The organism is Pedococcus soli, assembly GCF_054782575.1.
The window spans coordinates 650,685-664,202 of the sequence record NZ_BAAGSF010000006.1; the positions used below are offsets into that span (position 1 = coordinate 650,685).

The following is a 13,518-nucleotide window of genomic DNA, read 5'->3' on the forward strand; positions in this document are numbered from 1 at the left end:
GGAGTCACGACATGACCATGGACAAGACCGACCGCACGTATGCCGTGTCCAAGACCGAGGACGAGTGGCGTTCCGAGCTCAGCCCGGCCGAGTACCAGGTGCTGCGCCAGGCGGGGACCGAGCGGCCGTACGTCGGCGAGTACACCGACACCAAGACCGAGGGCGTGTATGCCTGTCGCGCCTGCGGTGCCGAGCTGTTCACCTCGGGCACGAAGTTCGACAGCCACTGCGGCTGGCCGTCCTTCTACTCCCCGCTCGCCGGTGACAGCGTGGAGTACATCGAGGACGTGAGCATGGGGATGAAGCGGGTCGAGGTCCGCTGCGCCAACTGCGGCAGCCACCTCGGGCACGTCTTCGAGGGCGAGGGCTACGGCACCCCGACCGACCAGCGCTTCTGCATCAACTCGATCTCGATGACGCTGCGACCGGCCGACCAGTCCTGACCACCCCAGGCTGACCACACGAGGTCGTTGAAGGGATCCGGCGGGCCAGGACCCGTCGGATCCCCGACGACCGTCAACGACCGGGTCCGCCGTACCGCGGGTCGGACTCCCACCACGGACGGTCGGAGACCGGCTCAAGGTCCAGGCGGGCGTCCACCAGCGCCGCCTCGACCCGGTCGGCACGCACCCACGCGGCCACCGTCGCCGCGAGCAGCGGGAGGCCCACGGCCTCGGCCAGCCCGAACATCGCACCGCCGCCGACGTGCTGCTGGAACAACGGGTCACGGGCCGCCAGGTAGGCCGCCACCGGAGCACCCAGCAGCGCAGGCGACGCCATCACCACCACGCCGGGCACGGCATCGAGCAACCCGTCCCCGAACCCGATGAGCACCCGTACCCCCGGCGTGCACCAGGCCGGGGCGAGCTCGTCGGCGAGCAGCGGCAGGACGAACAGCAGCCCGGTGCCGACGAGCAGCAGGTAGGTGAGCTCTCGCAGCCACCCGAGCTCCAGCGACCGGGCCAGCCACGGCGTCACGAACATCGCCAGGTGGACCCCTGTCGCCACGACCGAGCCGACGAGCGGGAACATCAGCACCCGGGCCACCCGACCGCCGAGGAACTCGCGGACCGCGGCAGCCCGGACGGGGCCCACGGCCCGCAGCCCGAGCCCCACCGGGTCACCGAGGGCGAGGCCGACCGGGGTGATGGCCGCCAGCACGCCGGACTGCGCGGCCGCGGCGACGAAGGACGTGTCGCGGAACGCAGCCAGGCCGCCGTCGGTGGCCAGCACGAGGGTGCCGATCCCCAGCACCGCGTACGTGATCACGCGCAGGACCGGCACGGGCTCGTGGCGACGTCGCAGCGTCCACACGGCCGCGGCATACGCCCCACCCAGGAGGACGGCCAGCGCCGTCCCCACCGGCGACAGGACCCACGCGGTGAAGACGTCGCCGAAACCGAAGGGTGCCACCCCGCGAGCCTGCTCCCCCCACCTGAGACGCCCCTGAGGACCGCCGCCGACCGCAGCGAACCACCGGGACAGGGAAGGGCCCCCGACCGTGGTGGTCGGGGGCCGTTCCCCCCTCCGCGCCGGACGCCTCAGACGGCGTGTGCCGGCGTGGCCGCCCTGCCGACACCGATCCGGACCTCTTCCTCGACCGGGACGGTGCGGCGGTGCCACATCCCGAGTCCGCTGAGGATGAACATCAGGCCGGAGCCGACGAATGCCGCGATCGCACCCCACAGGGCGATGGTGCCCATGGTGCCGAAGGCGTACGCGTTGAGGAGCAGGCCGCGCAACGTGTTGCCCATGAACAGGGTCTGGCGCAGCTGCCCGAGCTCGGCGACGGTGGCCGGGTCGGAGGTCTTGTCCGCCGAGGCGGCGATGAACTCGCCACTGACCTCCTCGTAGGTCTTGCCACCACTGGCCTTGTTCATGTGGACGAGGATGTAGTGGTCGGCGTAGGCCTTGGCCTGCGCGCCGGTGGTGAGCTCCTGGCCCGCGTACTGGGACAGGTACGGCTTGATCAGCGGGTCCTCGATCGCCTTGCCCGAAGGCATCGTGATCTTCTGGTCGGCGAGCTGGCTGTGCACGTTGGCGCTGACGAAGCTGCTCGCCCAGGTCAGCAGTCCGCCGGCCGTGAGGAGCACCGCGGCCAGGATCAGGCCGCCGATCGTCAGGAGCGTGTCGAGAGTTCTGCGTCGCATGGTTGTCGTCTCCAGCTGGTCGGGGTTTGCGGCCCCGGGTGGTCATGCCCTTCTGGGCACCCTCAGCATCCGGGCACGCAGTCACCACCGACAGGGACCATCGTCCCCGACCCTGTGTGGTCCACGGCACACCCCTGTGCCGGCAAGGAGATCCGCAGTCGTGCGAACCGTCAGCGCAGCGACGCGAGCAGGTCCGCGACCTCGACGCGGCGACCCGTGTGGAACGGCAGCTCGTCGCGCACGTGCATGCGAGCCCGCGACGCCCGCAGCTCGCGCATGAGGTCGACGATGCGGTGCAGCTCGTCGGCCTCGAAGGCCAGCACCCACTCGTAGTCGTTGAGCGCGAACGAGGCGATGGTGTTGGCCCGCACGTCGGGGTAGTCACGCGCCATCTGCCCGTGCTCGCGCAGCATGTCGCGGCGTTCCTTGTCGTCGAGCAGGTACCACTCGTAGGAGCGCACGAACGGGTAGACGCAGATGAAGTCCTTGGGCGTCTCGTCCGCGAGGAAGGCCGGGATGTGGCTCTTGTTGAACTCGGCCGGACGGTGCAGCGCTGCCGCCGACCAGGTCGGCTCGAGGAGGTGCCCGAGGTCGGTGCGCAGGAAGGCGCGGTAGGCCGCCTGGACGTCCTCGATCTTCTCCGCGTGCCACCAGACCATGAAGTCGCAGTCGGCCCGCATGCCGCCGAGGTCGTAGACGCCGCGCGTCAGGACCCCCTTCTCCTCGAGCTCGCCGAAGAGGGTCTCGACCTCCTTGGCCATCTGCTCGCGGTCCTCCCCCAGCGGCGCGGTGACGCTGAACACCGACCACATGGCATACCTGATGGAGTCGTTGATCTCGCGGATCCGGGACGGGGAGGGCTTGCTGCTCATGGGTTCATTCTCCCGCGTCCCCGTGGCGGGCGCGCAGGTGGGTGGTCACGGCCAGGGCCGCGGCCCGTCCGCTCGCGATGCAGGCCGGGATCCCCACCCCCTCGTATGCCGCGCCGGCCAGCTCCAGCCCGGGCACCGCGGCCGCTGCGGCCCGGATCCGGGCGACGCGGTCGACGTGGCCGACGGTGTACTGCGGCAGGGCGCCGCCCCAGCGCTGGACATGGGTGTCCACGACCCGTGGCAGCTGGTGCCCCAGCGCCTCGCTGACCTCGGCGACCGCGATCGCCACGAGCTCGTCGTCGGGTCGCTGGAGGTCCGAGGTCTCACCCCAGCGCCCCACGGAGGCGCGCAGGAACAACAGGTCCCGGGCCGCCTCGGCGGTCCATCCCCACTTCGTCGACGAGAACGTGCTCGCCTTGATGGTGCGGCCGTCCACGGCCGGGACGAGGAAGCCGGAGCCGGGCAGCGGTCCACCACCGGAGTCGACGGCGAGCGAGACGATGGCCATGGAGGCGTACTCGACCTCGCGCAGGGACGAGGCGGCGGCGGCCGAGTGCGGCGCGATCAGCCGGGCGGCGGGGGCCGCGGGCACGGCCACGACGACGGCGTCGGCGGCCAGCCGCCGCGGGTTCGGCCGGGAGCCCGTGACGACGGCCCACCCGGCCCCGTCCCGGTGCAGCTCACGGGCGATGGTGCTGCTGAGGATCGTGACGCCCCGTGATCGCAACGTCTCCGACAGCGTCTCGGCGAGCCGGCCCACTCCCCCGTCGAGACCGGCGAACACCGGGGCCGACGACCCCGCGGACGACAGGGCCGACGTCTGGGCTGCGGTCGCGGCGGCTTCGGTGAGGGAGGCGCCGGCGGTCACGGCGGCATGCACCTGGGGGAGGCAGGCCCGCAGGGAGAGGCTCCGCGCCTGTCCTGCGTAGACCCCGGCGAGCAACGGCTCCACCAGGCGGTCGACGACCGCGTCCCCGAGTCGCGCGGCGACGTAGTCGCCCACGGACACGTCGTCGAAATCCCCTCCACCCCAAGGCATCTCGGCCTCGGCTCGGGCGATCTCCTCGGGTGACAGCACACCCGCGGCCGAGGCCGCCGGCGAAGGGATGCCCATGAGAGTGCCCCTCGGCATCGGGTGGAGCTGACCTCGCGACCAGATGCTCGCCGTCGTCGCCTCGGGGTGGACGACGTGCTCGTCGAGGCCGAGCTCCGACATCAGGGTCAGCGCCTCGGGCCGCCGCGCCAGGACCGACTCCGCGCCCACGTCGAGCGCGACGCCGGCCACGGGCTCACGACGCAGCTTGCCGCCAGGGCGGTCGGACGCATCGACGACCGTGACGGAGACACCGGGCAGGGCGTCCAGCAGCTGCCAGGCGGCGGTGAGCCCGGAGATGCCTCCCCCGATGACGACGACGTGCGACCCGACCATCCCCCCACCCTTTCAGGCATCGTGACGGTTTCGACACCACGGGGTGGGAACGGGCCCGTGACGGGTGGAGTCCGAGTGGCATCACTCACCCGATCGACGCTGACCTGGGGGTCGCCATGTTCCGTGATCGTCCGCACCGCACTCTCGTCGGCCTCACGGCCGCGCTCCTCGCCACCGTCAGCCTCGCCGCCTGCAGCGGCGGCGGCAGCTCGAGCACCTCGGACAGCGCCGGCAGCAACGCCGTCGGCGCCGAACCGGGCCCGGCCGCCAGCGGCTCCGGCGCCGCCGGCGACTCGGCCAAGGAAGGGACGGCAGCCCAGCCCGGCACCGCCTTCCGGGGAGCGTCCGGAGGCCCGGCCGACACGGGGACCGGCGCCGTGGACCCCGCCGTCCTCACGGCCCCGGGGTCGACCCTCGCACGGCGGGCAACCGTCGCGCTCAAGGTCAGGAACCTCTCCCAGAGCGTCGCCGCGATCCGGTCCCTCTCGGTGGCCTCCGACGGCGTGATCCTCGCCGAGAACATCGGCACGGGTGGCACCTACGTCCCGCTGGAGGACCGTTCGAAGGTCACGGCGACGACCTACGGGGAGATCACCCTGTCGGTCCCGGCGACCCGGCTCGACACCGTCATGGCCGAGCTGGGCAAGCTCGGGACCGTCATCCGGTCCGAGAGCTCGAGCGAGGAGGTCGGCAAGCAGATCGTCGACACCCAGTCCCGGCTGGAGACGATGCGCGAGAGCGTGGACCGGGTCAGGGCCCTGATGACCAAGGCGACCGACCTCACCCAGATCGTCAACCTCGAGGCCGAGGTCAGCCGCCGCCAGGCCGACCTCGAGGCGCTCGAGGCGCAGCTCGCGGCCCTGAAGAACAGCGTGGCCCGGTCCCCCATCCAGATCAGCCTCACCACCGAGACCGATGTCATCGCAGCCCCCAAGCCGGCGCAGGACACCGGGTTCATGGCCGGGCTCCTGGGCGGCTGGACGGCCTTCACCTCGTCCGTGCGGGTGGTCCTGACCATCGTCGGCGCGCTGGTGCCGTTCGCCGCCGCCTTCGCCCTCGTCGGGGTCCCGCTCTGGCTGGCGTGGCGTCGTCGGCGTCCGGCGCCGGCCACGGTGACCGTGCCGACGGTGCTCCCGGAGTAGCCCGGGTCAGGCTCGGGTCAGGCTCGGGTCAGCGAGCGCCGACCTCGTGGACCAGCTCGACGACCCGGGTGATGACCTCCGGGTCGGTGGACGGCAGGACACCGTGTCCGAGGTTGAAGATGTGGCCAGGAGCAGCCCGACCCTCCTCGACGATCGACCGCACCTTCGCCTCGAGGGCCGGCCACGGCGCGAACAGGAGGGCAGGGTCGAGGTTGCCCTGCACGGCATACCCGTCCCCGATGCGGGCGAGGGCGTCGGTGAGGGAGACGCGGTAGTCGACGCCCACGACGTCGGCGCCGGCGGCGCCCATCGCGGGGAGCAGCTCGCCGGTGCCGACACCGAAGTGGATGGTCGGCGTGCCGTGCTTCGCCACCGCGGCGAGCGCGACGCGCGAGTGCGGCTGCACGTAGGTCTCGTAGTCGGCCCGGGGCAGGTTGCCGACCCACGAGTCGAACAGCTGGACGACCGAGGCGCCGGCCGCCGCCTGCACGTCGAGGAACGCACCGGAGATCTGCGCGAGCCGGGCGCACAGGTCGTGCCACAGCTCCGGGTCGCCGTACATCAGGGCCTTGGTGTTCTCGTGGTTCTTGCTCGGGCCGCCCTCGACGAGGTAGCTCGCCAGCGTGAACGGAGCCCCGGCGAACCCGATCAGCGGCGTGGCCCCGAGCTCGGCGACGAGCAGGCGCACGGACTCGGTGATGTCGGGGACGTGCTCCGGCGTCAGCTCCGGCAGCCGGTCGAGGTCGGCCCGGGTACGGAACGGCTCGGCCACCACGGGCCCGACGCCGGGGACGATGTCGAGGTCCACCCCGACGGCGGCCAGCGGCACGACGATGTCGGAGAAGAAGATCGCGGCGTCGACCTTGTGGCGACGGACGGGTTGGAGGGTGATCTCGGTGACCAGGTCCGGCCGGCGGCAGGACTCGAGCATGCCGACGCCCTCGCGGACGGCCCGGTACTCCGGCAGCGAGCGGCCCGCCTGGCGCATGAACCACACGGGGGTGTGGGTCACCGGCTCGCGGCGGGCGGCCCTGACCAGGGCCGAGTCGAGGGGGCTGTCGAGGGGGGAGGTCACGCGGGCAATCCTAGGTCGCGCTCGCGCGGCTCCTCACACCGCGATGATCGCAGCGCCCGCGAGGGACAGGATGGCCCCGACCTGCTGGATCGGGCGGAGCCGTTCCTTGAGGACGACGCGCGCCAGCAGGATGGTCATGACGGGGTAGAGCGAGCCGAGGACGCTCGCGATGCTCACCTCGCCCCGGGACGACGCGAGCGCGAACAGGCCGTTCGCCGCCATGTCCCCGCACCCGATAACCAGGAGGACGGGGACCTCGCGGGCGACGACTCCCCCCACGGAACGGGTGACCAGGGCGACGACGAGGAAGACCACGAGGGACGTGGAGCGCATGCCCCACAACGTCATCAGCGTCGAGCTCCGGGCACCGCGGTCGAGGCAGAACAGCGCGAGGCCGAACCCCACCGCTGCCACTCCGGCCAGCACGACCGGCCTCGTCGAGACGTCTCCACTGAGCTCGGGTCCGGAGGCGAGCGTCACGCCGATGACGGCCACGAGGATGCCCACCCACGTCCACGCCGACGGCTCGTCGCCGGTGGCCACCCCGAGCAGCACGGGCACGGCGACCCCGAGGGCGGCGATGGGGGCGACCACGCCCATCGTCCCGGTGGACAGGGCGGTGTAGAAGCACAGGAGGCCGCTGAGACCCGACAGTCCGGCGGCCACCGACCACAGCGGCCAGCCCGTCCACGTGACGTCCCCGAGCTGGGTGAGGACGACCACGCTGAGCACCAGGAAGGCCAGCGACTGGGTCCACCCGACCACGGCGACGGCCGGGCGTCGTCGGGAGAACAGCCCGGCGAAGAAGTCCGAGGTGCCCCACACCGCACTGGAGGCGAGCGCGAGGAGGGAGAGCACCCGCGCACGCTACCCGGCGGTCGCGACACGGCGCGGCCTCAGCCTCCCTGTGATACGCGACCGGTCGACATACTCTCTGACGGTGGGCAGCAGAACGGTCCCCGGCGACCAGTCACCCGAGTTCGCGCAGGCGCTCAGCGACCTGCGAGGTGCGCGGTTGCGCCCCGAGATCCGGCTCACCGAGGTGCCCGCGCCCCAGCGCATCGCCCCGTATGCCGTGGCCCTCACCGCCGAGGTGGTGGGTGCGGCCGCCGACGAGGACGAGCTGGCGTCCGGCCGCTTCGTCCTGCTGCACGACCCCTCGGCCCCGGATCCCTGGGACGGCGCCTGGCGGGCGGTGACGTTCGCGCGGGCCGAGCTCGAGCCCGAGCTGGCGAACGACCCGATGCTCGGTGCGGTGGGCTGGTCCTGGCTGACCGACGCCCTCGAGTCGCACCACCTCGGGTACACCGCCGAGGCCGGGACCGTCACGCGCGTGGTGTCCGAGAGCTTCGCCGGGCTGTCCGACCGGCCCGCCAGCGTCGAGATGGAGGTCCGCGCCTCGTGGACCCCCGTCGCCGGCAACGTCGGTGCGCACCTGGTGGCGTGGTCGGACCTGCTGTGCACGATCGCCGGCCTCCCCCCGCTGCCCGAGGGAGTCATCGCGCTGCCTGGGCCGCGGCGCTGAGCACCGCGCCGGGTAGGTTGGGCCGGTGACCGACACCGACGCCGAGGTCCCTGCAGGGGAAACGGCGCCCTCCACCGCTGACGCGGACACCTCCGTCGACGACTCGGGCACCACCGAGACCGTCGAGCTCATCCCCCTCGACATGCCCGCGGACGGCGTCCCCCCGGTCGTCGAGACCGAGCGCGGACTGATGGAGGCGGCAGCGGCGATCGCCGCGGGTGAGGGCCCGGTCGCCCTCGACGCCGAGCGCGCCAGCGGCTACCGCTACGGCCAGCGGGCCTACCTCGTCCAGCTGCGCCGTGAGGGTTCCGGCACCTGGCTCATCGACCCGATCGCCTGCCCCGACCTGTCCCCCCTCGACGAGGCCATCGGCAACGCCGAGTGGATCCTGCACGCCGCGACCCAGGACCTCGCCTGCCTCGCCGAGGTCGGCCTTCGTCCCCGTCAGCTGTTCGACACCGAGCTCGCCGGGCGACTGCTCGGGCTCCCCCGGGTGGGACTGGCCGCCGTCGTCGAGCACTACCTGGGGCTGTCCCTCGCCAAGGAGCACTCGGCCGTGGACTGGTCCACGCGTCCCCTGCCCGAGCCGTGGCTGCGGTACGCCGCGCTCGACGTCGAGGTGCTCGTCGACGTCCGCAACCTCATGGGTGTCGACCTCGCCAAGCAGGGCAAGGCGGGGTGGGCCCGCGAGGAGTTCGAGGCGCTGCTCGACTTCACCGGCCCGGCCCCGCGCGTGGACCCGTGGCGACGGACGTCCGGCATGCACAAGGTCCGCCAGCGCCGCATCGCCGCGGTCGTCCGCGAGCTCTGGGAGACCCGCGACGCCATCGCGCAGGACCGGGACGTCTCCCCCGGCCGGGTCCTCCCCGACGCCGTGCTCGTCGAGATCGCCATGGCTGCCCCGACGACCCCGGCCGGTCTGCCCTCGGGTCACCGTTCCGTGCGCCGGTACCAGCGCCAGTGGCTCGAGGCGGTCACTCGTGCCAACGCCGTCCCGGAGGCCGACCTGCCCCCGATGACGCTGCGCTCGGACGGCCCGCCCCCTCAGCGCGCCTGGCCCGAGCGCGACCCGGTGGCCGCCGCCCGCCTCGCCGCCACCCGTGAAGCCCTCACGGCCTTCGCCACCGAGCACTCGATCCCGGTGGAGAACGTGCTGTCCCCCGAGCCCCTGCGCCGCGTCATCTGGAGCCCGCCGGCCGACCGCAGCGCGGCCGGGTTCGCCGAGGCCCTGCAGGGGCTCGGTGCGCGGCACTGGCAGACCGACGTCGTCGCGCCCCTCGTCGCCGCAGCCTTCGAGGCCCACCCCGACGAGTAGGTCGGCAGGTGCAGTGACCCGGGGTGACGGCTCTCACGCGCGGGGTCGGGTGACCGCCTTGTTACCGGGAAGTAGCATTGGTGGCAGGTGCACGGGCGGACCGCCCTGCGCCGAACCACCCGTCGCTCCAACACAGGAGGCCACCCGTGCCCCGCACCCTTCGTGAGGTCGTCTTCGTCGACGGCGTCCGGACGCCGTTCGGCAAGGCCGGGGAGAAGGGCATCTACGCCCAGACCCGCGCCGACGACCTCGTCATCCGCTGCATCCGCGAGCTCATGCGCCGCCACCCCGAGCTGCCCCCCGAGCGCGTCGAGGAGGTCGCCATCGCGGCGACCACCCAGATCGGCGACCAGGGCCTGACCCTCGGGCGGATGGCTGCCCTCCTGTCCGGCCTCCCCAAGACCACCCCGGGGTACTCGATCGACCGCATGTGCGCCGGCGCCATGACCGCGGTGACCGCCACCGCGTCGTCGATCGCGTTCGGCTCCATCGACATCGCCATCGCCGGCGGGGTCGAGCACATGGGCCGCCACCCGATGGGTGAGGGCGTCGACCCCAACCCGCGCATCGTCGCCGAGAAGCTCGTCGACCCCAGCGCGCTCGTCATGGGCTCGACCGCCGAGAACCTGCACGACCGCTACCCGACGCTGACCAAGGAGCGCTCGGACGCGTATGCCGTGGCCTCCCAGGAGAAGCTCGCCAAGGCCTACGCCAACCACCAGGTCCAGCCCGACCTCGTGCCCGTCGCCACGCGGCACCAGGACCTCGGCTACGGCCTGGCCATCCAGGACGAGCCGCCGCGCCCGGGCACCACGCGCGCGGACCTCGACGCCCTGAAGACCCCGTTCCGGCCGCACGGCAACGTCACCGCCGGCAACTCCGCGGGCCTCAACGACGGCGCCACCGCGTGCATCCTCGCCTCCGAGGCCGCCGCCCAGGAGCTCGGCCTCCCCATCCGTATGCGGCTCGTGGACTTCGCGTTCGTCGGTGTCGAGCCCGAGGTCATGGGCATCGGTCCGGTGCCGGCCGCCGAGAAGGCGCTCGGCAAGGCGGGGCTGTCCATCGAGGACATCGGCCTGTTCGAGCTCAACGAGGCGTTCGCCGTGCAGGTGCTCGCCTTCCTCGAGCACTTCGACATCGCCGACGACGACCCGCGCGTCAACCAGTACGGCGGGGCGATCGCGACCGGCCACCCGCTCGCGTCGTCCGGCGTGCGCCTGATGACCCAGCTGGCGCGCCAGTTCGAGGAGCACCCCGAGGTGCGTTACGGCATGACCGCCATGTGCATCGGCATCGGCATGGGTGGCGCCGTGATCTGGGAGAACCCCCACCACGCTGACTACGGCAAGGAGGTCGCGGCATGAGCGACCAGGCGACCACTCAGAACCCGGCCTTCGACGAGGTCGTGACCCACACCCCGGTCCGCGACATCACCCTTCCCGGCGACGCCGGCGTCCTGGCGCTCATCACCCTCGACAACGGGTTCGACCACACCAAGCCCAACACGTTCGGGCCGCAGACCATCGCCAACCTGCTCTCCGTCGTCCAGGGCCTGCGCACCCGGGCCGAGGCCGGCGAGATCCAGGCGGTCGGCATCACCGGCAAGCCGTTCATCTTCGCCGTCGGAGCCGACCTCAAGGCCGTCGCGCAGGCGACGAGCCGGGACCAGGCCCTCGAGGTCGCCCGCGCCGGGCACGCCGCGTTCGGCGCGATCATGGACCTCCCCGTGCCGACGTTCGCGTTCGTCAACGGTGCCGCGATGGGTGGCGGCGTGGAGATCGCCCTGTCGGCCGACTACCGCAGCATCTCCGCCGGGGTCCCGGCGATCGCGCTGCCGGAGACGTTCCTCGGCCTGGTGCCCGGATGGGGTGGCTGCTACCTGCTGCCGAACCTCGTGGGACCGGTCAACGCGCTCAAGGTCATCATCGAGAACCCCATGAACACCAACCGGATGCTCAAGGGCCCGCAGGCCTTCGAGCTCGGTATGGCGGACGTGATGTTCGCCCCGGCCGACTTCCTCGAGGAGTCGCTGCTGTGGGCCGCAAGGGTCCTCACCGGCGAGACCGAGGTCGACCGCCCCGAGGTGACCCGCGACGAGTCCGAGTGGGCCGGTGCAGTCAAGGCGGCCAAGGGCCTGGTCGACCTCAAGACCGGCGGGAAGTCCCCCGCGCCGTACCGCGCACTCCAGCTCGTCGCCGCGGCACGCACCGCGACGCGCGACGAGGCGTTCGCTGCCGAGGACGAGGCGCTCGCCGACCTCGTCATGGGTGACGAGCTGCGCGCCGGGCTCTACTCGTTCGACCTCGTCCAGCGTCGAGCCAAGCGTCCGGCCGGGGCACCGGACAAGGCCCTGGCCCGCAAGGTCACCAAGGTCGGCATCGTGGGTGCCGGGCTGATGGCCAGCCAGCTCGCCCTCCTGTTCGCGCAGCGGCTCGAGGTGCCGGTCGTCATGACCGACCTCGACGAGGAGCGCGTGGGCAAGGGCGTGGGGTACGTCCACGCCGAGGTCGACAAGCTGCTCGGCAAGCGCCGGGTGAGCCCCGACAAGGCCAACCGCATCAAGGGCCTGGTCACGGGCTCCACGAGCAAGGACGGGTTCGCCGACGCGGACTTCGTCATCGAGGCCGTCTTCGAGGAGATGTCGGTCAAGAAGCAGGTGTGGGCCGAGGTCGAGGCCGTCGTGTCGCCCGAGTGCGTCCTCGCCACCAACACCAGCTCGCTGTCGATCACCGAGATGGCCGCCGAGCTGCAGCACCCGGAGCGGGTCGTGGGGTTCCACTTCTTCAACCCCGTCGCCGTGATGCCGCTGCTCGAGATCATCAAGGGCGAGCAGACCGACGACGCCACGCTCGCCACGGCCTTTGCCACCGGCAAGACGCTGAGGAAGACGACCATCCTGGTCAAGGACTCGCCGTCGTTCATCGTCAACCGGCTCCTCGGCCGGTTCATGGGAGAGGTCGCCAAGGTCGTCGACGAAGGCACACCCATCGAGGTGGCTGACCGCGCGTTCGCGGGCCTCGCGCCGATGCCTCCGTTCATCCTGCTCGGCCTCGTCGGGCCCGCGATCGCGTTGCACAACAACGAGACCCTGGCCAAGGCGTTCCCCGACCGGTTCTACGTCTCGGAGAACCTGCGCAGGGTCGTCGCGGCGAAGAAGTCGGCCATCTACACCTGGCCCGAGGGCAAGCCGGTCGTGGACCCCGAGGTCGAGGCGCTGTTCGAGAAGCCCGCCGACCCCGTGGTCCTGACCACCGAGCAGGTGCGCGAGCGCGTCCTCGGCGTCCTGGCCGACGAGGCCCGACGGATGCTCGACGAGGGCGTCGCCCAGGCGCCGATGGACCTCGACCTAGCGATGATCACCGGTGCCGGGTTCCAGTTCTGGAACGGTGGGCTCACCCCGCTGCTCGACCGCGAGGGCGTCTCGGAGAAGGTCACCGGCAAGCGGTTCCTGCCCGCCGGAGCGGCGAGCGTCCCCGCCTAGTCCGCACCCGGCATACCCGACGACGCCCCGACAGCTCCTTGTCGGGGCGTCGTCGTCGGAGGACCATGCCTGCATGACCACGACCGCCGACGCCTTCGTCAACGCCCTGGCCGCCAAGGACGAGGGCCGGTTGCGACAGGTGCTGCGCGACGACGTGGACTTCCGCGGTCTCACCCCGAACGACACCTGGCAGGGGACGGGTCACGACGAGGTGCTGGGGGTCCTGCTCGGCCACTGGTTCGAGCCGCAGGACGAGATCGTCGAGGTGCGCGAGGTGGACGTCGACACGGTGGGTGACCGCGACCGCGTGACGTACCGGCTCGGGCTGAGCTGTGAGGGCGAGGCGCGGGTGACCGAGCAGCACGCGGTGTTCGAGACCGATGCCGAGGGGCGGATCGGCTGGTTGCGGATCATGTGCTCGGGTTTCCGTCCCGATGCCGCGAGCCGGTGACCTGGCCCGGCCACACGGAATCCCCACACACAGGTCCACCGAGAACTGTGGCTCGCCGCCACATGATCGACTCTGCAC

The 13,518-nt window shown here is 72.1% G+C and carries 13 protein-coding genes; 7 read left to right on the forward strand and 6 right to left on the reverse strand.

Translation table 11 applies throughout. The annotated features are described in order from the left end of the window. Positions 1-11 precede the first annotated feature (11 nt). A complete protein-coding gene (gene msrB, locus ACYVKF_RS18385; protein ID WP_235529098.1) occupies positions 12-443 on the forward strand; it encodes a peptide-methionine (R)-S-oxide reductase MsrB in 432 nt (143 codons plus the stop codon). Positions 444-516: 73 nt separating this feature from the next. Here msrB and ACYVKF_RS18390 read toward each other — a convergent pair whose 3' ends face one another. The 4 genes from ACYVKF_RS18390 to hemG form a co-directional block, all read right to left on the reverse strand. After that, the gene (locus ACYVKF_RS18390) at positions 517-1,413 is read right to left on the reverse strand and encodes a cytochrome c oxidase assembly protein (RefSeq protein ID WP_460968369.1); all 897 of its coding nucleotides are present in this window, start codon (positions 1,411-1,413) and stop codon (positions 517-519) included. Between the two features lie 128 nt (positions 1,414-1,541). Further along, positions 1,542-2,150: a hypothetical protein gene (locus tag ACYVKF_RS18395; protein WP_056914780.1), complete on the reverse strand. Its 609-nt coding sequence runs from the start codon at positions 2,148-2,150 to the stop codon at positions 1,542-1,544. Between the two features lie 170 nt (positions 2,151-2,320). After that, positions 2,321-3,022, reverse strand: a complete 702-nt coding sequence (hemQ, locus tag ACYVKF_RS18400; RefSeq protein WP_056914781.1) for a hydrogen peroxide-dependent heme synthase — start codon at positions 3,020-3,022, stop codon at positions 2,321-2,323. Between the two features lie 4 nt (positions 3,023-3,026). After that, positions 3,027-4,451 (reverse strand): protoporphyrinogen oxidase, encoded by a 1,425-nt coding sequence (gene hemG, locus ACYVKF_RS18405; RefSeq protein ID WP_460968371.1) that lies wholly within the window; start codon positions 4,449-4,451, stop codon positions 3,027-3,029. Positions 4,452-4,567: 116 nt separating this feature from the next. Between hemG and ACYVKF_RS18410 the strand changes: the two genes are divergently transcribed. Beyond that, entirely contained in the window at positions 4,568-5,593 is a 1,026-nt protein-coding gene (locus tag ACYVKF_RS18410) for a DUF4349 domain-containing protein (protein WP_056918502.1), read from the forward strand. 28 nt (positions 5,594-5,621) lie between these two features. Here the strand turns inward: ACYVKF_RS18410 and hemE are convergent, their stop codons facing one another. Continuing rightward, on the reverse strand, positions 5,622-6,668 hold the full coding sequence (gene hemE, locus ACYVKF_RS18415; protein ID WP_460968374.1) for a uroporphyrinogen decarboxylase: 1,047 nt from the start codon (positions 6,666-6,668) through the stop codon (positions 5,622-5,624). Positions 6,669-6,701: 33 nt separating this feature from the next. Continuing rightward, positions 6,702-7,526 (reverse strand): DMT family transporter, encoded by an 825-nt coding sequence (locus ACYVKF_RS18420; RefSeq protein ID WP_056918501.1) that lies wholly within the window; start codon positions 7,524-7,526, stop codon positions 6,702-6,704. An 82-nt stretch (positions 7,527-7,608) separates the two neighbouring features. Here ACYVKF_RS18420 and ACYVKF_RS18425 point away from each other — a divergent pair, with 82 nt between their 5' ends. The 5 genes from ACYVKF_RS18425 (at position 7,609) to ACYVKF_RS18445 (ending at position 13,440) form a co-directional block, all read left to right on the forward strand. Then, the gene (locus tag ACYVKF_RS18425) at positions 7,609-8,193 is read left to right on the forward strand and encodes a DUF3000 domain-containing protein (protein ID WP_056914786.1); all 585 of its coding nucleotides are present in this window, start codon (positions 7,609-7,611) and stop codon (positions 8,191-8,193) included. A 25-nt stretch (positions 8,194-8,218) separates the two neighbouring features. Continuing rightward, positions 8,219-9,508 (forward strand): HRDC domain-containing protein, encoded by a 1,290-nt coding sequence (locus ACYVKF_RS18430; RefSeq protein WP_082552949.1) that lies wholly within the window; start codon positions 8,219-8,221, stop codon positions 9,506-9,508. Between the two features lie 146 nt (positions 9,509-9,654). Further along, positions 9,655-10,872 carry a thiolase family protein gene (locus tag ACYVKF_RS18435; protein WP_056914787.1) on the forward strand — a complete coding sequence of 406 codons (1,218 nt, stop codon included), beginning with the start codon at positions 9,655-9,657 and terminating at the stop codon, positions 10,870-10,872. After that, positions 10,869-12,989 (forward strand): 3-hydroxyacyl-CoA dehydrogenase NAD-binding domain-containing protein, encoded by a 2,121-nt coding sequence (locus ACYVKF_RS18440; protein WP_460968377.1) that lies wholly within the window; start codon positions 10,869-10,871, stop codon positions 12,987-12,989. The genes ACYVKF_RS18435 and ACYVKF_RS18440 overlap by 4 nt, the downstream gene beginning before the upstream one ends. 73 nt (positions 12,990-13,062) lie before the next feature. Next, entirely contained in the window at positions 13,063-13,440 is a 378-nt protein-coding gene (locus ACYVKF_RS18445) for a hypothetical protein (RefSeq protein ID WP_056914789.1), read from the forward strand. The last annotated feature ends 78 nt before the right edge of the window (positions 13,441-13,518 follow it).